The sequence below is a fragment of the Streptomyces sp. NPDC005496 genome (genome assembly GCF_042872045.1).
Taxonomy (GTDB): Bacteria; Actinomycetota; Actinomycetes; order Streptomycetales; family Streptomycetaceae; genus Streptomyces.
Genome location: NZ_JBIAJQ010000002.1, coordinates 819,563 through 838,720, shown reverse-complemented (window position 1 = coordinate 838,720; position 19,158 = coordinate 819,563). Strand labels below are relative to the sequence as shown.

Here is a 19,158-nt window from a genome sequence, read left to right as displayed (position 1 = left end):
ATCGACTCTATTCCGCTGCATGCCCGACAGGAACGACCAGTAAGCGTGACCTAACCCACGGTGCCGGAGCACAGGGGGCGCACGGAGTCATGGCGTCCGACAACTGGACGGCTGAGCGCGCCCGTTGGGGTGCCGGTCACCGTCCGGATACCGAACGGTCGCTTCGCATAGTGCACTTGGCCTGTGCAAGTCAAGATCTGTCTTTTCTCCGTCAACTCCGGTCGAATGTCGTCACTTGAATCGCGTGTACGGCGCGCGGGACCCTCCATGACCAGGACCCCCATCCTCTCCGCGCGCACGGGGCGCGGGGGAGGAAATCAAGTGAGCAGCAGATCCTGGACGTTCAGAGCGTCCGCGGTGGGCGTCGCCCTCGCGGCGGCGACCGCCACGTTCTCGACGTTCGCCGTGGCCCAGGCCGATGACGCACCGTCGTCGGTGTCCGTGGACCGCCACGACCCGCAGCCGGCCAAGAACAAGGTCGAACACGACCTCGACGGCCCGCTCAGCAAGACCCAGGAAGCGCAGCGCCAGGAGGCCCTGAACCGGGTCATATCCGGCGACGCCACGGTCAAGGACCGTGACGGCTCCCAGGTGGTGAAGCTCAACAAGAGCAAGTACGTCGAGCTCGGCCGCGAGAAGACGGACCAGATCTTCACGATCCTGGTCGAGTTCGGCGACCAGGTCGACAGCAGGTACGGCGGCACCGCCGGTCCGCTGCACAACCAGATAGCCGCGCCGGACCGTGCCAAGGACAACAGCACGGCCTGGCAGAAGGACTACGACCAGAAGCACTTCCAGGACCTCTACTTCGGCGCCGGCAAGAACACCGAGTCGCTGAAGAAGTACTACGAGAAGCAGTCCTCGGGCCGCTACTCGGTCGACGGCGAGGTCACCGACTGGGTCAAGGTCCCCTACAACGAGGCCCGTTACGGCTCCAACTACTGCGGCCAGACCAACTGCTCCAGCGTCTGGAACGTGGTGAGCGACGGCGTCACCGCCTGGGTCGCCCAGCAGAAGGCGGCCGGCAAGTCCGAGGCCGACATCAAGGCGGACCTCGCCCACTACGACCAGTGGGACCGCTACGACTTCGACGGCGACGGCGACTTCAACGAGCCGGACGGCTACATCGACCACTTCCAGATCGTGCACGCCGGTGAGGACGAGTCCGCCGGTGGCGGCGTCCAGGGCAAGGACGCGATCTGGGCCCACCGCTGGTACGCGTTCGGCTCCGACGCGGGCGCCACGGGCCCCGCGGAGAACAAGCTGGGCGGCGCGCAGATCGGCGACACCGGCATCTGGGTCGGCGACTACACCATCCAGCCGGAGAACGGCGGACTCGGCGTCTTCGCCCACGAGTACGGCCACGACCTCGGTCTGCCGGACGAGTACGACACCTCCGGCGGCGGCGAGAACGGCACCGGTTTCTGGACGCTGATGTCGGCCGGCTCCTGGCTCGGCACCGGCAAGGAGTCCATCGGCGACCTGCCCGGCGACATGAACGCCTGGGACAAGCTCCAGCTCGGCTGGCTGAACTACGGCACCGCCGAGGCCGGCAAGAAGTCCAAGCACAAGCTGGGCGTCGCGGAGTACAACACCAAGAACAAGCAGGCCCTCGTGGTCACGCTGCCCAAGAAGAAGGTCACCACCCAGGTCGTCACGCCGGCCCAGGGCGCCACCCAGTGGTGGAGCGGCAGCGGTGACAACCTCAAGAACACGCTGACCCGTTCGGTCGACCTGACCGGCAGGTCGAAGGCCGCGCTGACCCTCGACGGCTGGTGGGACATCGAGGAGGAGTACGACTTCCTCTACACCGAGGTGTCCACCGACGGCGGCGCCAACTGGACCGCCCTGGACGGCACGGCGGACGGCGCGGCCATCCCGCGCGACGGCAGCGACAAGCCCGCCCTGACCGGCACCACGGCCGCGTACAAGAAGCTGTCGTTCCCGCTCGACGCCTACGCGGGCAAGAAGATCGACCTGCGCTTCCGCTACTCGTCCGACGGCGGCAAGGCGCTGAAGGGCTTCGCGGCCGACGAGATCACCGTGACCGCCGACGGCACCGCGCTCTTCTCGGACAACGCCGAGACGGCCGACGCCGCATGGACGGCCAACGGCTTCTCCCGCATCGGCGCGTCCTTCACCAAGGACTACGCGCAGTACTACCTCGCCGAGAACCGCCAGTACGTCTCGTACGACAAGACCCTCAAGGTCGGCCCGTACAACTTCGGCTTCTCGACGACGCGTCCGGACTGGGTCGAGCACTACCCGTACCAGAACGGCCTGCTGATCTGGAAGTGGGACACCTCGCAGGCGGACGACAACACCAGCGAGCACCCGGGCGAGGGTCTGATCCTGCCGGTGGACGCGCACTCCAAGGCGCTGAAGTGGGCCGACGGCTCGCTGCTCCGCAACAAGATCCAGGCCTTCGACGCCACCTTCAGCACCTACCCGACCGACGCGTTCACGCTTCACAACGCCGACGTCGCGCTGAAGATCAAGTCGCAGAAGGGCGTCTCCGTCTTCGACGACCGCAAGGGCTCGTACTTCGACCCGGCGAACCCGTTCAACAGCGTCAAGGTCACTGACACCAACACCAAGATCAAGATCGTGAAGGAGCCCAAGGACGGCTCGACGATCTCGCTCCAGGTGGGTCCCTCGACCAACTGATCGGCATCTTTGCAGGTCAGAACATGATCGGCCGCAACCCTCTGGCGGGTTGCGGCCGATCGTGTTTAGGTGCGTCCTGTGACTTCCTTATTGACACCGAATCTCACGGGGGTGTGACCGCATGGCCGCAGGGGGTTTCTGCAAGCTGCCGAACGGCAGCGTGGTGGTGGCGCTGAACCTGCCCAGTCCGGCGGGGCCCGGTCGCGGATCGGTGCGCTTCCTCGTGCTGGCCCAGAACCGCGCCCGGGCGCTGACCCGGCTGCGCAACCTGGGCATGCGCGCGGTCTACCTCCGCGGCAACGCGGCGCCGCCCACCCCGGACGAGATCACCGCGGTCCTGCACCACCCCGACGGCCTCGTCTGGCGTACGGCCCCCGGCAGCGACCTCCATGGCCCCGAGCTCGCCCAGGAGCTCTGGCACCCGATACGGACCCTGATCCGCCGGCCGGTCACCCCGGCCTGACCGCCGCGGCGACCCCGGGCGGGCGTCAGACCACCGGCTTGCCGGAGAGGTCCACGCCCGCCTCCCGCAGCTCCTCCAGCGCCCGCTGCGTGCTCTGCTCGGCCACCCCGGCCGTCAGGTCGAGCAGCACCTGCGTGCGGAAGCCCTGCCGGACCGCGTCCAGCGCGGTCGCCCGCACGCAGTGGTCGGTCGCGATGCCGACCACGTCGACCTCGTCGATCTCCCGGGCCTTGAGCCAGTCGCCCAGCGGCACGCCGTTCTCGTCGGCGCCCTCGAAGCCGCTGTAGGCGGCCGCGTAGGCGCCCTTGTCGAAGACGGCGTCGATGGCGCCGGAGGCGACGGCCGGGGCGAAGTTCGGATGGAAGCCCACGCCCTCGGTGCCGGCCACGCAGTGCGCGGGCCAGGAGTGGACGAAGTCGGGGTTGTCGGCGAAGTGGCCGCCGGGGGCGATGTGCAGGTCGCGGGTGGCGACGACATGGCGGTAACCGGCGGGCGCCTGGCCGATCAGCTCGGTGATGGCGGCGGCCACGTCCGAGCCCCCGGCGACCGCCAGACTGCCTCCCTCGCAGAAGTCGTTCTGCACGTCAACGACGATCAAGGCGCGGCGCATGGTCGGTGTCCTTCGGGTCGGCAGGAGGGCGGTGGTGGGGTGGGGGCCCGGCCGTACTGCGTCACCCGCGGGACGGTCCCGGACCCCGGCCCGAGGGCGGCGCGGGTGCCGTGGACGGTCGTGCGGGCGCAGGTTGTCGTTCCGAGCCTAGAGACTTCGCGTGCACTGCGGGAGGGGGCATTCGGCTGCTGCGTCGTACGGGGGACGCTGCCGTTGCATTCCCGCTCACCGGTCGTTCATGCGTGAACGGACCGCCGGGAGCGGGCGGGACGCCGACCGTGCGGCGTCCCGCGGCCGTCCCTCAGACGTATTCGGTCGGGATGACCGGCTCGCCGCGCGAGAGCTGGGTCGCCGACAGCGGCAGGTTCGCCCGGGCGGCCGCGTGCCGGCTGCGGACGACGTCCAGGGGCTCGCGGGCCAGCACTCGGCCGTCCCTGACCAGCTCGACGAGCAGTTGGCGGTCGGCCAGTGCGGCGGGCACGGGACCGGTGCCGATCACCTCGGCCTCCGCGACGCCGTACTTGTCCAGGCGCCGGGCGGCCCACTTGCGTCCGCCCACGGACGTCTTGCCACCCGTCGACTTCTTCGCCACCGGCACCAGCGGAGCGTCCGGGTCCGAGGACTCGGCGCGGGCGACCAGCTTGTAGACCATCGAGGACGTCGGGTGGCCGGAACCCGTCACCAGCTGGGTGCCGACCCCGTACGCGTCCACGGGCGCCGCCGCCAGCGAGGCGATCGCGTACTCGTCGAGGTCCGAGGTGACGACGATCTTCGTCTTGGCGGCGCCCAGCTCGTCCAGCTGCTGGCGCACCCGGTGCGCGACCAGCAGCAGGTCGCCGGAGTCGATGCGCACGGCACCCAGCTCGGGACCGGCGACCTCCACGGCCGTACGGACGGCCTCGTCCACGTCGTAGGTGTCCACGAGCAGCGTGGTGCCCCGGCCCAGCGAGGTCACCTGGGCCTGGAAGGCGTCCCGCTCCCGGTCGTGCAGCAGGGTGAAGGCGTGCGCGCTCGTCCCCACCGTGGGGATGCCGTAGCGGTAGCCCGCGGCCAGGTCGGAGGTGGTCGCGAAACCGCCGACGTACGCGGCGCGCGCGGCGGCGACCGCGGCCAGCTCGTGGGTGCGGCGGGCGCCCATCTCGATCAGCGGCCGGTCGCCCGCGGCGGAGGACATCCGGGAGGCGGCCGCGGCGATCGCCGAGTCGTGGTTGAGGATCGACAGGATCACCGTCTCCAGGAGCACGCACTCCGCGAACGTGCCCTCCACCCGCAGGATCGGCGAGCCGGGGAAGTACACCTCGCCCTCGGGGTAGCCCCAGATGTCCCCGCCGAAGCGGTACGAGGCGAGCCACTCCAGGGTCGGCTCGTCGACGATCCCGTTCTGCCGCAGGAAGCCCAGCACGTCCGCGTCGAAGCGGAAGTTCTCGACGGCGTCGAGGACCCGGCCGGTACCCGCCACCACGCCGTACCGGCGCCCGTCCGGCAGCCGCCGGGTGAAGACCTCGAAGACGGAGCGCCGCTCGGCGGTCCCCCCGGCCAGGGCGGCCCGCAGCATCGTCAGCTCGTACTGGTCCGTGAAGAGCGCCGTGGAGGGAACGCCCACCCGTCGCCCGCCGCCGCCCTCCTGAGGAAGCGCTCCGCGCCCTTCTTCTGGCAGCCCAAGGTCCGCTGTGTTCATGACGAGGGATCGTACTCCCATCTCGTCACTCTGACGATTTGTGGGTCTCGTTTGGCCGGGCACCCCCCTCAAGTGGCAGCATGGGCGGTGTGACGGCTCCCGCACCTCTAGAGATCGAGAAGACCGAGTCGGCGGAGGAGGTCTTCGCCGTACCCGAGCCCGATGTCCCCTGGGTCACGATCGTCCACAACGACCCCGTGAACCTCATGAGCTACGTGTCGTACGTCTTCCAGATGTACTTCGGCTACTCCAAGGACAAGGCCCACAAGCTCATGCTCGACGTCCACCACAAGGGCCGGGCGGTCGTCTCCAGTGGCACGCGCGAGGAGATGGAACGCGACGTGCAGGCCATGCACGGCTACGGTCTGTGGGCCACCCTCCAGCAGGACCGCAAGTGACCGCGGGACCGCACATGACCGCAGGACCGGAAGCGACCGCAGCACCGGAGACGACCGCACCGGCCGCAGCGCGGCACCGCAGGACCGAACCGGCCGAGCGCGACGCGCAGCACTGGAAGTAGCGACGCAACCTGATGCCAGGACACTTCGAACCGCTCCCCGGCGGCGGCGCCGCCGTCGCGCTCGACGAGGTCGAGATCTCCATCATCCGCTCCCTCGCCGTGCAGCTCCTGGAGCTGATCGGCCCCGGCCCCGCCGAGAACGCGCCCGACGACCCGCTCGCCGAGCTGTTCGCCGAGGGCCCCAGCGAGCCGCCGTCCGACCCCGTGCTGCAACGCCTCTTCCCTGACGCGTACAGCGGCCCCGGCGTCGAGGCCCGTTCGCCCGAGGAGGCCGAGGAGCAGCGCGCCCACTCCTCCGAGTTCCGCCGCTTCACCGAGAACGACCTGCGCGCCGGCAAGCGCGACAACGCGCTCACCGTGATCCGCTCCCTGGACGCGCTCACCCCGGCCGGGGACGGCGGCGCGGTCCTCGAACTGTCCCCCGCGCAGTCCGAGCAGTGGCTGCGGGCCCTCAACGACCTGCGGCTGGCGATCGGCGCCCGGCTCGATGTCGTCGACGAGGAGGACACCGAACTCCTCTACCGCCTCCCGGACGAGGACCCCCGCAAGCCGATGGTGCTGGCCTACCTGTGGCTCGGCGGACTCCAGGAGACCCTGGTGGAAACCCTAATGCCCTGACCTGTCGCGACAAACTCCCCCCGCCGTGTTCGCTCAGCGGACGCTCAAATCCGGATAACGATCGTGTCACCGAGGCCGCGTCCTATGGGGCGCGGCTCGACTTTTGTCCGGTTCTCCCTGTGGTCTGCGCCACGAACGCCTCCGCCGATCACTGTTGCGGCCGTGATAAATCTTCACGACCGCCCGACGGGACGACACCCATGTCCCGCCGGGTGCGCCACCGAGCCGGCGGATCGCCGGCCAGGCACAGCTCCATCACATCCGGGGGGATCGGGACCCGATCCGAGGCCACGCAGACGGCTCGGGTCGGCATGGAGAAAGGCGCACCGAACATGACCTCATCGCAGGTCGACAAGAATTACGACGGCAGTGAGGCCGTGCAGAGCGCGGCAGCCGAGGACGGCGAGGGCTACCAGCGCGGGCTCGGCGCCCGCCAGATCCAGATGATCGCGATCGGCGGCGCCATCGGCACCGGCCTGTTCCTCGGCGCGGGCAAGGGCATCTCGAAGGCGGGCCCCAGCCTGATCCTCGCCTACGCCATCGCGGGCGTGGTCATCTTCTTCATCATGCGCGCCCTCGGCGAGCTGCTCATGTACCGGCCCGTGTCCGGCTCCTTCTCGGAGTACGCGCGCGAGTTCATCGGCCCCTTCGCGGGCTTCGTGACCGGCTGGACCTACTGGCTGTTCTGGGTCATCACCGGCATGACCGAGGTCACCGCCGCCGCCCAGTACATGAAGTACTGGACCCACGACAGCGTGCCGCAGTGGGTCACGGCACTGGTCTTCACGATCATCCTGTACGCCGCGAACCTGATCTCCGTGAAGCTCTTCGGCGAGCTGGAGTTCTGGTTCTCCATGGTCAAGGTCACCGCCATCGTCGGCATGATCCTGATCTGCGCCGGCATCCTCACCCTCGGCTTCTCCGACGCCGGCGACACCGCCTCCGTCAGCCACCTGTGGAGCGACGGCGGTTTCTTCCCGCACGGCGTCGGCAACACCCTGATGACCCTCCAGATGGTCATGTTCGCGTTCCTCGCGGTCGAGCTCGTCGGCGTCACCGCGGGCGAGTCCAAGGACCCGAAGACCGTTCTGCCCAAGGCCATCAACACCGTGCCGTGGCGCATCGCCGTCTTCTACGTCGGCGCCCTGATCATGATCCTCTCGGTCGTGCCGTGGACGCACTTCCAGCCGGGCGTCTCCCCGTTCGTCGCCGCCTTCGAGAAGATGGGCCTCGGCGTCGGCGCCGCCATCGTCAACTTCGTCGTCCTGACGGCCGCCCTGTCCTCCTGCAACTCCGGCATGTACTCCACCGGCCGCATGCTGCGCGACCTCGCGCTCAACGGCCAGGGCCCCCGCTTCTTCACCCGGCTCACCAAGAACGGCCTGCCCCTGATCGGCACCTCGTTCTCCGCCGCGATGATGCTGGTGGGCGTCTGGATCAACTACCAGTGGCCCGGCGAGGCGTTCAACTACGTCGTCTCCTTCGCCACCATCTCCGGCATGTGGGCCTGGATCATCATCCTGGTCTGCCAGATCCGCTACCGCCTGAAGTCCGACCGCGGCGAACTCCCGGTCTCCGAGTTCCGGGCACCCGGCGGCATCTGGGCCAGCGTCTTCTCGCTCGCCTTCATCGGCATGGTGATCGTGATGATGGGCATCGACAAGGACGCCCGCATCTCGCTCTACTGCGCCCCGCTGTGGGCCCTCGTCCTGGGCGTCTCCTACCTGGTGCTCAAGAGCCGCGACCCGCAGGCCGCCGCCTTCGCCAAGCGCTGACCGCCGGCCTTCCCCGGACCCCGCGTCCGGCATCCGGGCCGTCCCGTACCACCCTTCGGTACGGGGCGGCCCTTCTGCTTATCCTGACCAGCATGCTGACCATCACCCAGGCGCTCTTCGACCAGATCGTCGCGCACGCGCGGCAGGACCACCCCGACGAGGCCTGCGGCGTCGTCGCGGGCCCGGCCGGCACGGACCGCCCCGAGCGGTTCATCCCGATGCTCAACGCGGCCCGCTCGCCCACCTTCTACGAGTTCGACTCGGGCGACCTGCTGAAGCTGTACCGCGAGATGGACGACCGCGACGAGGAACCGGTCGTCATCTACCACTCGCACACGGCCACCGAGGCCTACCCCTCCCGCACCGACATCTCCTACGCGAACGAGCCCGGCGCGCACTACGTCCTGGTCTCCACCGCGGACGCCGACGAGGCCGGCCCCTTCCAGTTCCGCTCGTACCGGATCGTCGAGGGGGAGGTCACGGAGGAGGAGGTCACCGTCGTGGAGGGCTACTGATCCCGCATTTCGGTCAGAATTCATCCACCATCTGAGATCACACTCCGGGACCCCGACCGGGAATCGATACGATGAGCCCATGGTTTCCCACGACGTGAGCGAGAAGACGCCGGGCATGCTGCTCGTGGCGCGGCTGCACGTCGACCTGTGCAGGCTCAACAGCGCCCTCTGTCCGCGCTGACCCCTGCCGCCGCACGGCCGTGAAGCCGCGGCGTCCCGCACCGCGTCCCGCTCGCACGCAGCGCCGCCGCGCGCCCACCGACCCGACTTCCCTCCCGACAGGAGCCCGCAATCATGGCCATCGAGGTCCGCATCCCCACCATCCTCCGCACCTACACCGACGGCCAGAAGGCCGTCGAGGGCGGCGGGGACACCCTCGCCGAGCTCTTCGCCGACCTCGAGACCCGCCACACGGGCATCCAGGCCCGCATCGTGGACGGCGGCGAACTGCGCCGCTTCGTCAACGTCTACCTCAACGACGAGGACGTCCGCTTCCTCGACGGCATCAACACCAAGCTCACCGACGGCGACAACGTCACGATCCTGCCGGCCGTGGCCGGCGGCATGGCCTGATCGGTATGCGCTACGACTCCCCGCTGGCCGCGGTGGGCAACACCCCCCTGGTGCGCCTGCCGCGGCTGTCGCCGTCCGAGGACGTGCGTATCTGGGCCAAGCTGGAGGACCGCAACCCCACCGGCTCCGTCAAGGACCGCCCCGCCCTGCACATGATCGAGCAGGCGGAGAAGGACGGCCGCCTCACCCCCGGCTGCACCATCCTGGAGCCGACCTCCGGCAACACCGGCATCTCGCTGGCCATGGCGGCCAAGCTCAAGGGCTACCGCATCGTCTGCGTCATGCCCGAGAACACCTCGCAGGAGCGCCGCGACCTGCTCGCCATGTGGGGCGCCGAGATCATCGCCTCCCCGGCGGCCGGCGGCTCCAACACGGCCGTACGCGTCGCCAAGGAGCTCTCCGCCGAGCACCCCGACTGGGTGATGCTCTACCAGTACGGCAACCCCGACAACGCGGGCGCCCACTACGCCACGACCGGCCCGGAGATCCTCGCCGACCTCCCCTCCGTCACCCACTTCGTCGCCGGGCTCGGCACCACCGGCACCCTCATGGGCGTCGGCCGGTTCCTGCGCGAGCACAAGCCCGACGTCAGGATCGTCGCCGCCGAGCCGCGCTACGACGACCTCGTCTACGGCCTGCGCAACCTCGACGAGGGCTTCGTCCCCGAGCTGTACGACGCCTCCGTCCTCACCACCCGCTTCTCCGTGGGCTCTGCCGACGCCGTCACCCGCACGCGCGAGCTGCTCCAGCAGGAGGGCATCTTCGCCGGCGTCTCCACCGGCGCGGCCCTGCACGCCGCGATCGGCGTCGGCAGGAAGGCGCTGGCGGCGGGGGAGTCCGCCGACATCGTCTTCGTCGTGGCCGACGGCGGCTGGAAGTACCTCTCGACCGGCGTCTACACCGCCGCCACCACCGAAGAGGCCATCGAGACCCTCCACGGCCAGCTCTGGGCCTAGGGTCCGTCGTCTGGATCAGGTCGGCCGTGACGGACGGTTCGTCCCGGCCGATCCGTCCGGCGTCCGCGGCGCGCGGCGCACGCGGGACGGCGGCGCTCAGCGTGCCAGGTGGCGCACCTGGTCCCACAGCACGGGATCCACGACCCCCACCCGGCGCCGGAAGTCCCCGACCGGCACGTCCCGCAGCTCGTCCGTCTCCAGGAAACTGGGCCTGCCGTGCGCGTCGCCCACGGACCCCGGCGGCAGCGGGATCACCCCGGCCCGCTCGTCGTGGTACTTGCTGGTGATCTTCGCGACCCTCGCCCGCCGGCCCCGCACGGACAGCACCAGACACGGCCGGTCCTTCGCGCCGGGCCCGTCCTCGTAGGGGACGTTCGCCCACCAGATCTCCGCCGGCCGGGGCCCCGGCACCTTCCCGCGCGGCCCGGACGGCCGCCCCGGCGGACGCGTACGCCCCGACGGCCCGCGCCCCCGGCGCCCCCAGCCGTCGACCAGCGTCGCGACGAGCGCGAGCAGCACGACGGCCACCAGAGCGAGCCACCAGGACGTGTCCATACGGTAGAAGGTACCGGTGCGCACCCCCGGCCGCCGCCCCGCCCGGGCGCCCGTCCCTCCCGCGTCCATCCGAACCGGTGACAGCACAGGTGAGTTCGCCCACAACGGCCCCTGGCGGAGGAGCGACGGGACCTTTTGCGCCTTACGCTCGACGGACCGCACGACCCCCGTTCCCGTTTCGTTTCTGCCTTTGCATTTCCCGCCAGCGCGGAGGTTCCAGCTCTCATGAAGCTCACCGTCGTCGGCTGCTCGGGGTCGTTCCCGTCCGCGGAATCGGCCTGCTCGAGCTACCTCGTCGAGGCCGACGGCTTCCGGCTGCTCCTCGACATGGGCAACGGTGCCCTGGGCGAGCTGCAGCGCCACTGCGGTCTCTACGACCTCGACGCGATCTTCCTCAGTCACCTGCACGCCGACCACTGCATCGACATGTGCGCGTACTTCGTCGCCCGCTACTACCGCCACGACGGCGGACGCTGCGACCCCATCCCCGTCTACGGGCCCGAGGGCACGGAGCAGCGGCTGACCACCGCGTACGCGGACACACCCTCCGCCTCCTCGATGAGCGAGGTCTTCGACTTCCACACGGTCAAGCCGGGCACCTTCGAGGTCGGCCCCTTCACCGTGCACACGGAGAAGGTCCGCCACCCCGTGGAGGCGTACGGCATCCGGGTCGAGCACGGGGGCCGCTCGCTGACCTACTCCGGGGACACCGGGGTGAGCGAGACCCTCGACCAACTCGCCCGCGACACCGACCTGTTCCTGTGCGAGGCGGCGTTCACCCACGGCAAGGAGAACATCCCCGACCTGCACCTCAACGGCCGCGAGGCGGGCGAGACGGCCACCCGCGCGGGCGCGCGCCGGCTGGTCCTCACCCACATCCCCCCGTGGACGGACCCCCAGATCAACCTGACCGACGCCCGGGCAGCGTACGAGGGCCCGGTGGAACTGGCGGTACCGCGCAGGTCGTACGAGGTGTAGGCCCCGTACACACGAAAAGGCCCCCGGAGCGGACTCCGGGGGCCTTCGTCATGCCGTGCGAGGGCTCACGCCTTGGTGAGGTCCTCGACCTCCTCCTCGGGCTCGCGGCCCGGGGTGGTCAGGTTGAACCTGACGATCGCGAAGCGGAAGACCACGTAGTAGATCGCGGCGAAGACCAGTCCGATCGGGATGATCATCCATGGCTTGGTCGCCAGGTTCCAGTTCAGGAAGTAGTCGATGGCACCGGCCGAGAAGCTGAAGCCGTGGTGCACGCCCAACGCCCAGGTGACGGCCAGTGAGATCGCGGTGAGGACCGCGTGGATCACGTACAGCAGTGGCGCGATGAACATGAACGCGAACTCGATCGGCTCGGTGATGCCGGTGACGAACGAGGTCAGCGCGAGCGACATCATCATGCCGCCGACAGCCTTGCGGCGCTCGGGCCGCGCGGTGTGCGTGATCGCCAGGGCCGCCGCGGGCAGGGCGAACATCATGATGGGGAAGAAGCCGGTCATGAACTGTCCGGCGGTGGGGTCGCCGTGGAAGAAGCGCGGCAGGTCGCCGTGCCAGACGGCACCGGTGGCGTCCTTGTAGGAGCCGATCTCCTGCCAGGCGACGGTGTTGACGAACTGGTGCATGCCGACCGGGAGCAGGGCGCGGTTGATGGCGCCGAAGATGCCGGCGCCGACGGCACCGAGGCCGGTCATCCACTCGCCGAAGTTGGTGATCACGTCACCGACGGGCTCCCAGACCAGGCCGAAGAAGACGCCGACCGCGGTGCCGATGAAGGCCATCAGGATCGGGACCAGCCGGCGGCCGTTGAAGAAGCCGAGCCAGTCGGGCAGCTTCGTACGGTGGAAGCGCTGCCAGGTGACGGCGGCTATCAGACCCATGACGATGCCGCCGAGGACCTTGGGGTCGTTGTAGGTGGCGGCGATGTCCGCCCCCTTGGTGACCTTGGCGTCGGTGATCGGGAACGCGGTCAGTACGTTCTTGTAGACCAGGAAACCGACCAGCGCGGCCAGCGCGGTGGAACCGTCGGCCTTCTTCGCGAAGCCGATCGCGATACCTACGCAGAACAGCAGCGGCAGGTTACTGAACACCGCGTCGCCGGCGGTGGCGAAGACGGAAGCGACCTTGTCCCAGCCGAGGCCGTCCTTGCCGAATACGTCCGGCTGGCCGAGGCGGAGCAGGATGCCCGCCGCCGGCAGCACGGCGATCGGCAGCTGCAGGCTGCGGCCGACCTTCTGCAGGCCCTGGAACAGGCCGGATCCCCGCTTCTTTGCGGGGGCCGCCGATGCGGTGGCGGTGCTCATAGTTCCTCCATGTGCTGGGCGCTGCCGGGGGACGGGAAGGGCGAAAACGGAGTAGGCAGCGACCGCGTGGTCTACACCACTCAGTGGTGTAGACCTGTTGTAGCACGGTGAAGGCTGGATAAGGAACCCGCGTATTTTGTGGCCTGGGCCATAGCGGAGGAACCGGTTCCATTCATGCCGAAGGGGCCCCGGATCACGCCGAAGGGCCCCCGGACCAGGCAGGTCCGGGGGCCCTTCGGGCGGCGGCGGGGCGCAGACCCCGCAGGCGCGCTACGCCTTCGTCGTGTCCTCGACCTCCTCCTCGGGCTCGCGCCCCGGAGTCTTCAGGTCGAACTTCGTGATCGCGAACCGGAAGATCGCGTAGTACACGGCGGCGAAGCACAGCCCGATCGGGATGATCGCCCACGGCTTGGTCGCCAGGTTCCAGTTGATGACGTAGTCGATCAGGCCCGCCGAGAAACTGAAGCCGTCGTGCACGCCGAGCCCCCAGGTCACGGCCATCGAGACACCGGTCAGCAGCGCGTGGACCACGTACAGCAGCGGCGCGATGAACAGGAACGAGTACTCGATCGGCTCCGTGATGCCGGTGACGAACGACGTCAGCGCCACCGACAGCATCAGACCGCCGATCTCCTTGCGGCGATGGGGCTTGGCGCAGTGAGTCATGGCCAGGCACGCGGCCGGCAGCGCGAACATCATGATCGGGAAGAACCCCGTCGTGAACTGTCCCGCGTCCGGGTCGCCCGCCAGGAACATGTTGATGTCGCCGTGCACCACCGTCCCGTCCGGCTTGGTGAAGCTGCCGAACTGGAACCAGATGGGCACGTTCAGGAACTGGTGCAGCCCGATCACCAGCAGCGCGCGGTTCGCCACACCGAAGACACCGGCGCCCCACGCCCCCAGACCCACCAGCCAGTCGCTGAAGTTCTCCAGCCCGTCACCGATCGGCGGCCACACCCACAGGCACAGCGAGGCGAACGCGATCGCCACGAACGCCATGATGATCGGCACCAGCCGGCGGCCGTTGAAGAACCCGAGCCAGTCCACCAGCTTCGTCCGGTGGAAGCGCCGCCAGAAGTACGCCGACAGCAACCCGATCACGATGCCGCCGAACACCCCGGGATTCTGGTACGTGAACTCCACCACGGAGTTGTCCTCCGCCTGGCAGCCCAGCTTGATCGCGATGCTGCCCGACGGACAGTCCTCCGGAAACGCGCGCAACACGCTGTAGTAGACGAGAAAGCCCACCACCGCCGCCAGCGCCGTGGAACCGTCCGCCTTCTTCGCCATCCCGATGGCCACGCCCACGCAGAACAGCATCGGCAACCCGAGCTGACCGTCCAGCAGCGCGCCGCCCGCCGCGCCCATCACCTTCGAGACGTTGTCCCAGCCGAGCCCGTCCGCACCGAACACGTCCGGCTGCCCCAGCCGGTTGAGGATGCCCGCCGCGGGCAGCACGGCGATGGGCAGCTGGAGGCTGCGGCCCATCTTCTGCAGCCCCTGGAACGCGGTGTTCCAGCGGGCGCGCGCGGGTGAGACGGCGCTGTCGGCACTCATGGACGTCCTCCGGGAACAGGACCGGGTTTGGCGGCCGTTGAAAACTGGTGTAGACCAGTTGCGAGCGATCGGGCTGTCGTGATCGACATCATTCGGTACACACCGCACGACCGCTCGCGAAGATGGGCCAACTGTGGGTTACTGCGACAAAAGCGGTTCGGATCAGGGAGAAGCACATGGCCAGCAAGGCTGAGAAGATCGTTGCCGGGCTCGGCGGCATCGAGAACATCGAAGAGGTCGAGGGCTGCATCACCCGCCTCCGCACCGAAGTCATCGACCCGAGCAAGGTCGACGAAGCCGCCCTCAAGGCCGCCGGCGCCCACGGCGTCGTCAAGATGGGCACCGCCATCCAGGTCGTCATCGGCACCGACGCCGACCCCATCGCCGCCGACATCGAAGACATGATGTGACCACCTGAACCCACCGGGCCCACCCACACCGGGCCCCGCAGGGCCCACCCGGGCCCACTCCGAAGGGCCGCTCCCCGCACCCGGAGCGGCCCCTCACGCATGTACGGCTAGGCTCGTCGCCATGTCTCGAATCGACGGCCGCACGCCCGAACAGCTCCGCCCCATCACCATCGAGCGCGGCTGGAGCAAGCACGCCGAAGGCTCCGTCCTCGTCTCCTTCGGCGACACCAAGGTCTTCTGCACCGCCACCGTCACCGAAGGCGTCCCGCGCTGGCGCAAAGGCAGCGGCGAAGGCTGGGTCACCGCCGAGTACTCCATGCTCCCCCGCTCCACCAACACCCGCGGCGACCGCGAATCCGTGCGCGGCCGCATCGGCGGCCGCACCCACGAGATCAGCCGCCTCATCGGCCGCTCCCTGCGCGCCGTCATCGACTACAAGGCCCTCGGCGAGAACACCATCGTCCTCGACTGCGACGTCCTCCAGGCCGACGGCGGCACCCGCACCGCCGCCATCACCGGCGCCTACGTCGCCCTCGCCGACGCCGTCACCTGGGCCCAGGGCAAGAAGCTCGTCAAGGCCGGCCGCCAGCCCCTCACCGGCACCGTCTCCGCCGTCTCCGTCGGCATCGTCGGCGGCGTCCCCCTCCTCGACCTCCGCTACGAGGAGGACGTCAAGGCCGACACCGACATGAACGTCGTCTGCACCGGCGACGGCCGCTTCGTCGAGATCCAGGGCACCGCCGAGGCCGAACCCTTCGACCGCAAGGAACTCAACGCCCTTCTCGACCTCGCCGTCGCGGGCTGCGACGAACTCGCCGCCGCCCAGCGAGCCGCCCTCGAGGCAACCACGCGCTAGCCGTTCGCGTTCTAAGGGATACGGGCGCACGGTCCAGCCGTGCGCCCGCGACCACATCTTGCCCACGGGGAGGGACCGTTCCATGGCCTCGCGCCACCGCCGCCGCACCGCGGTAATCGCCATCGTCACCGCACTCGTCGCCCTGCCGGCGGCCGTCGGCTGCGACGCCGTCAACAAGGCCCTGGACTGCGTCCAGACCGCCGACGCCATAGCCGACAGCGTCACCGACCTCCAGCAAGCCGTCGAGAACGCCGCCGACGACCCCACACAGACCGACGAATCCCTCCGGTCCATCGAGCGGAACCTCGACAAGATCGGCGACAAGACCGACAACACCGACGTCAACAAGGCCGTCGACGACCTCGGCGACGCCGTCGACAACGTCCGCACCGCCATCAAGAACGGCGACGAGACCCCCGACATCAGCCCCGTCACCGACGCCGCCGGCGAACTCACCAAGGTCTGCACGCCGTAACCGCCGGCACCCCGCCCACAGGTACCGGACCACGGGCCACGCCCACCCCTGGATACTGGTGCGCATGACCCGCCTGATCCTCGCCACCCGCAACGCCGGAAAGATCACCGAGCTGAGGGCGATCCTCGCCGACGCAGGACTGCCCCACGACCTCGTCGGCGCGGACGCCTACCCCGACATCCCCGACGTCAAGGAAACCGGCGTCACCTTCGCCGAGAACGCCCTGCTCAAGGCGCACGCCCTCGCACAGGCCACCGGACTGCCCGCCGTCGCCGACGACTCCGGCCTCTGCGTCGACGTCCTCGGCGGCGCCCCCGGCATCTTCTCCGCCCGCTGGGCCGGCCGCCACGGCGACGACGCGGCCAACCTGGAGCTCCTGCTCGCCCAGCTCGGTGACATCGCCGACCCGTACCGGGGCGCCCACTTCGCCTGCGCGGCGGCCCTCGCCCTCCCCGGCGGCACCGAACGCGTCGTCGAGGGCCGGCTCACCGGCACCCTCCGCCACGCCCCCTCCGGCACGAACGGGTTCGGCTACGACCCGATCCTCCAGCCCCACGGCGAGACCCGCACCTGCGCGGAACTCACCCCCGACGAGAAGAACGCGATCAGCCACCGGGGCCAGGCGTTCCGTGCCCTGGCCCCGGTGGTACGGGAACTGCTGGGCTGAGACGGCATGGGAGAGGGCGCCACCCCGAAGGTGTGGCGCCCTGGACGCGGTGGGCCCGGTGGGACTCGAACCCACGACACACCGGACCTAAACCGGCGCCCTCTGGCCAGCTGGGGTACGGGCCCGCGACCCCGCCTACTCTACTGGGCCGGGTACTCCGCCCGCCGACGTGTCCCGGCCGCGCCCGCCCCGGCACCATGTGCTGGTGATCGCATGGCAGTTGGGGCACAGCAGCCGGAGATTCTCGCGCCGGTCGTCGCGCCGGTCGCCGTTCACGTGGTCGATCTCCAGCGTCATCGGCCTGCCCAGCCATCGCGGGCCGCACCCGCACCTGGAGCACAGCTCGGGCACGCCGACCGCGAGGAGTGCCCGGCGGAGGCGGCTCGTCGAGGTGCGGCCTGCCCCGGTGTGCTTCACGAGTACGGCCTCCGGCGGTTTGACGGGGGTCGTCCCCGGCTTTCCCCGCCGGTGCCCCTGCCCCAGTAAGTGCGTGGTCGTGAGCCGGTCCTCGGCGATCCAGCGGCGGAGCATCACGCGACGGCCGCCGTTGTCCGGGTGACCGAGGCGCCGCAGGACCTCGGCGAGCGAGGACGACTCGGCCACCGCCCGCGCCAGTTCGCCCGACGTTGGCCGCCCCGTGCGTCCGGTGCCGGTCACGCGGCCGCCGTCCGCCCGAGGCGGCCCCTGGACAGCCCCCGGTAGGTGTCGGTGGTGGAGTGGCAGTTCGGGCAGAGGATCCGCAGGTTCTCCGGACGGTTGTTCCGCCAGTCGCCGTCGATGTGGTCCACCTCCAGGGGGAGAGGCTCCCCGAGCCACTCGGGGCCGGTCCCGCACAGCGCGCACCTGAGGGCGACGCCCAGTTCGCCCAGCGCCCTCTTCAGCCGGCTGCCGGGGGTGCGCCGTGCGTGGGCCGAGGAGTCGGCGACGAGGATCTCCTCGGCGGTTCTGCGGCGCTGGTTGTGCCGCATCCGCTCCGTCCTCACCGCGTGGGTGAAGTGGGAGGTGTCGAGGCCGTACGCCCTGATGCGGCGGGCGATGTTCGTGTGATGCCCGCCCACGGGGTCGAGCCCGAGGTGCCGCAGTACCTCCCAGACGCTCACCGACCGGGCGACCACCGGTTCCAGGATCTCCCGCGTCCACCGCGTGCCTTCACGCTCGAAGTGGGAGGTGTCCACCCCGAGGCTCCGCATCCGCCTGCGGATGTGGTCGCGCGTCGGACTCCCCGGATCCACCCCCAGCCTCACCAGCGCCTCCGACAGTGTTCGGGACGCGGTCGCCGCTTCCTCCAGGCGGGCTTTCGTGTACGGGCTGGTGCCCATCGTTCCCCTCCGTTCCGGCCACCTGTTCGTGGCTCGTACGGAGTAACGAAGTGATGGTCGGACCGTCACGCGGGTGGACGGAACGGGCCGGTGGGCGGCGGCTCGGGGCGGGCCGGCGGACGGAGGTCCCGGGGTTGCGGGACCCCGTCCGCAATCCGCCCGCCGCCCGGGATCTCAGATGCCGAGGTCCTTGATGATCTTCGCCACGTGGCCGGTCGCCTTGACGTTGTACAGCGCCCGCTCGACCTTGCCGTCCTCGTCGACGATCACCGTGGAGCGGATCACGCCGACGTAGGTCCTGCCGTAGTTCATCTTCTCGCCGTAGGCGCCGTACGCCTGGAGGACCGTCTTGTCGGGGTCGCCGACGAGCGTGACCCTCAGGTTCTCCTTGTCGCGGAACTTGGCGAGCTTCTCCGGCGCGTCGGGGGAGACGCCGATGACGTCGTAGCCGGCGCCAGCGAGCACGTCGAGGTTGTCGGTGAAGTCGCAGGCCTGCTTGGTGCAGCCGGGGGTGAGGGCCGCCGGGTAGAAGTAGACGATGACCTTGCGGCCCTTGTGGTCGGCAAGGGAGACCTCGTTGCCGTCTGCGTCCGGCAGGGTGAAGGCGGGGGCGGTGTCGCCGGGCTGGAGTCGCTCGCTCATCGGTACCT

At 69.7% G+C, this 19,158-nt stretch carries 22 protein-coding genes and 1 tRNA gene; 14 read left to right on the top strand and 9 right to left on the bottom strand.

Going from position 1 to position 19,158, the window contains the following annotated elements:
* The first annotated feature begins 321 nt into the window (after nucleotides 1-321).
* Nucleotides 322-2,667: an immune inhibitor A domain-containing protein gene (locus ACFYQQ_RS08225; RefSeq protein ID WP_355791750.1), complete on the top strand. Its 2,346-nt coding sequence runs from the start codon at nucleotides 322-324 to the stop codon at nucleotides 2,665-2,667.
* Between the two features lie 121 nt (nucleotides 2,668-2,788).
* Entirely contained in the window at nucleotides 2,789-3,130 is a 342-nt protein-coding gene (locus tag ACFYQQ_RS08220; protein ID WP_355791753.1) for a hypothetical protein, read from the top strand.
* A gap of 25 nt (nucleotides 3,131-3,155) precedes the next feature.
* Here the strand turns inward: ACFYQQ_RS08220 and ACFYQQ_RS08215 are convergent, their stop codons facing one another.
* Both ACFYQQ_RS08215 and ACFYQQ_RS08210 read right to left on the bottom strand, forming a co-directional pair.
* Nucleotides 3,156-3,740, bottom strand: coding sequence for a nicotinamidase (locus ACFYQQ_RS08215; protein WP_356172803.1), 585 nt, complete (start codon nucleotides 3,738-3,740; stop codon nucleotides 3,156-3,158).
* Nucleotides 3,741-4,041: 301 nt separating this feature from the next.
* A complete protein-coding gene (locus ACFYQQ_RS08210; RefSeq protein ID WP_388903914.1) occupies nucleotides 4,042-5,418 on the bottom strand; it encodes a nicotinate phosphoribosyltransferase in 1,377 nt (458 codons plus the stop codon).
* Between the two features lie 80 nt (nucleotides 5,419-5,498).
* Here ACFYQQ_RS08210 and clpS point away from each other — a divergent pair, with 80 nt between their 5' ends.
* From clpS to ACFYQQ_RS08175, 7 genes are all read left to right on the top strand, one after another.
* Entirely contained in the window at nucleotides 5,499-5,816 is a 318-nt protein-coding gene (gene clpS, locus ACFYQQ_RS08205; protein WP_355780375.1) for an ATP-dependent Clp protease adapter ClpS, read from the top strand.
* Between the two features lie 134 nt (nucleotides 5,817-5,950).
* Nucleotides 5,951-6,556, top strand: coding sequence for a DUF2017 domain-containing protein (locus tag ACFYQQ_RS08200; RefSeq protein ID WP_355780372.1), 606 nt, complete (start codon nucleotides 5,951-5,953; stop codon nucleotides 6,554-6,556).
* Between the two features lie 332 nt (nucleotides 6,557-6,888).
* Nucleotides 6,889-8,331 carry an amino acid permease gene (locus ACFYQQ_RS08195; protein ID WP_355780369.1) on the top strand — a complete coding sequence of 481 codons (1,443 nt, stop codon included), beginning with the start codon at nucleotides 6,889-6,891 and terminating at the stop codon, nucleotides 8,329-8,331.
* Between the two features lie 92 nt (nucleotides 8,332-8,423).
* The gene (locus ACFYQQ_RS08190; protein WP_355780365.1) at nucleotides 8,424-8,846 is read left to right on the top strand and encodes a M67 family metallopeptidase; all 423 of its coding nucleotides are present in this window, start codon (nucleotides 8,424-8,426) and stop codon (nucleotides 8,844-8,846) included.
* Between the two features lie 79 nt (nucleotides 8,847-8,925).
* Nucleotides 8,926-9,027, top strand: coding sequence for a putative leader peptide (locus ACFYQQ_RS08185; protein WP_355780362.1), 102 nt, complete (start codon nucleotides 8,926-8,928; stop codon nucleotides 9,025-9,027).
* 113 nt (nucleotides 9,028-9,140) lie between these two features.
* Nucleotides 9,141-9,419 carry a MoaD/ThiS family protein gene (locus tag ACFYQQ_RS08180; RefSeq protein ID WP_355780359.1) on the top strand — a complete coding sequence of 93 codons (279 nt, stop codon included), beginning with the start codon at nucleotides 9,141-9,143 and terminating at the stop codon, nucleotides 9,417-9,419.
* 5 nt (nucleotides 9,420-9,424) lie between these two features.
* Entirely contained in the window at nucleotides 9,425-10,375 is a 951-nt protein-coding gene (locus tag ACFYQQ_RS08175) for a cysteine synthase (protein WP_355780356.1), read from the top strand.
* A gap of 96 nt (nucleotides 10,376-10,471) precedes the next feature.
* On the opposite strand, the gene ACFYQQ_RS08170 is transcribed toward ACFYQQ_RS08175, so the two are convergent.
* Nucleotides 10,472-10,930: a type II toxin-antitoxin system PemK/MazF family toxin gene (locus ACFYQQ_RS08170; protein WP_355780353.1), complete on the bottom strand. Its 459-nt coding sequence runs from the start codon at nucleotides 10,928-10,930 to the stop codon at nucleotides 10,472-10,474.
* A 225-nt stretch (nucleotides 10,931-11,155) separates the two neighbouring features.
* Here ACFYQQ_RS08170 and ACFYQQ_RS08165 point away from each other — a divergent pair, with 225 nt between their 5' ends.
* Nucleotides 11,156-11,908, top strand: coding sequence for an MBL fold metallo-hydrolase (locus ACFYQQ_RS08165; RefSeq protein WP_355780350.1), 753 nt, complete (start codon nucleotides 11,156-11,158; stop codon nucleotides 11,906-11,908).
* A gap of 65 nt (nucleotides 11,909-11,973) precedes the next feature.
* Here the strand turns inward: ACFYQQ_RS08165 and ACFYQQ_RS08160 are convergent, their stop codons facing one another.
* Nucleotides 11,974-13,224, bottom strand: a complete 1,251-nt coding sequence (locus ACFYQQ_RS08160; RefSeq protein WP_355780347.1) for a PTS transporter subunit EIIC — start codon at nucleotides 13,222-13,224, stop codon at nucleotides 11,974-11,976.
* 270 nt (nucleotides 13,225-13,494) lie between these two features.
* Nucleotides 13,495-14,781, bottom strand: coding sequence for a PTS transporter subunit EIIC (locus ACFYQQ_RS08155; RefSeq protein WP_355780344.1), 1,287 nt, complete (start codon nucleotides 14,779-14,781; stop codon nucleotides 13,495-13,497).
* A 122-nt stretch (nucleotides 14,782-14,903) separates the two neighbouring features.
* On the opposite strand from ACFYQQ_RS08155, the gene ACFYQQ_RS08150 reads away from it, so the two are divergent.
* The 4 genes from ACFYQQ_RS08150 (at nucleotide 14,904) to rdgB (ending at nucleotide 17,189) form a co-directional block, all read left to right on the top strand.
* Nucleotides 14,904-15,191: a PTS glucose/sucrose transporter subunit IIB gene (locus tag ACFYQQ_RS08150; RefSeq protein WP_355780341.1), complete on the top strand. Its 288-nt coding sequence runs from the start codon at nucleotides 14,904-14,906 to the stop codon at nucleotides 15,189-15,191.
* Between the two features lie 121 nt (nucleotides 15,192-15,312).
* Complete coding sequence (rph, locus tag ACFYQQ_RS08145) at nucleotides 15,313-16,047, top strand: ribonuclease PH (RefSeq protein WP_355780338.1); 735 nt, start codon at nucleotides 15,313-15,315, stop codon at nucleotides 16,045-16,047.
* A gap of 82 nt (nucleotides 16,048-16,129) precedes the next feature.
* Entirely contained in the window at nucleotides 16,130-16,522 is a 393-nt protein-coding gene (locus ACFYQQ_RS08140) for a hypothetical protein (protein ID WP_355780335.1), read from the top strand.
* Between the two features lie 64 nt (nucleotides 16,523-16,586).
* A complete protein-coding gene (gene rdgB / locus ACFYQQ_RS08135; protein ID WP_355780332.1) occupies nucleotides 16,587-17,189 on the top strand; it encodes an RdgB/HAM1 family non-canonical purine NTP pyrophosphatase in 603 nt (200 codons plus the stop codon).
* Nucleotides 17,190-17,239: 50 nt separating this feature from the next.
* On the opposite strand, the gene ACFYQQ_RS08130 is transcribed toward rdgB, so the two are convergent.
* From ACFYQQ_RS08130 to bcp, 4 genes are all read right to left on the bottom strand, one after another.
* Nucleotides 17,240-17,314: transfer RNA gene (locus tag ACFYQQ_RS08130), tRNA-Leu, on the bottom strand.
* Between the two features lie 10 nt (nucleotides 17,315-17,324).
* The gene (locus ACFYQQ_RS08125) at nucleotides 17,325-17,846 is read right to left on the bottom strand and encodes an HNH endonuclease signature motif containing protein (protein ID WP_355780329.1); all 522 of its coding nucleotides are present in this window, start codon (nucleotides 17,844-17,846) and stop codon (nucleotides 17,325-17,327) included.
* Nucleotides 17,843-18,508, bottom strand: a complete 666-nt coding sequence (locus tag ACFYQQ_RS08120) for an HNH endonuclease signature motif containing protein (protein WP_355780326.1) — start codon at nucleotides 18,506-18,508, stop codon at nucleotides 17,843-17,845. The genes ACFYQQ_RS08125 and ACFYQQ_RS08120 overlap by 4 nt, the downstream gene beginning before the upstream one ends.
* A 174-nt stretch (nucleotides 18,509-18,682) precedes the next feature.
* Nucleotides 18,683-19,150, bottom strand: coding sequence for a thioredoxin-dependent thiol peroxidase (gene bcp, locus ACFYQQ_RS08115; protein WP_355780323.1), 468 nt, complete (start codon nucleotides 19,148-19,150; stop codon nucleotides 18,683-18,685).
* Nucleotides 19,151-19,158 lie beyond the last annotated feature (8 nt).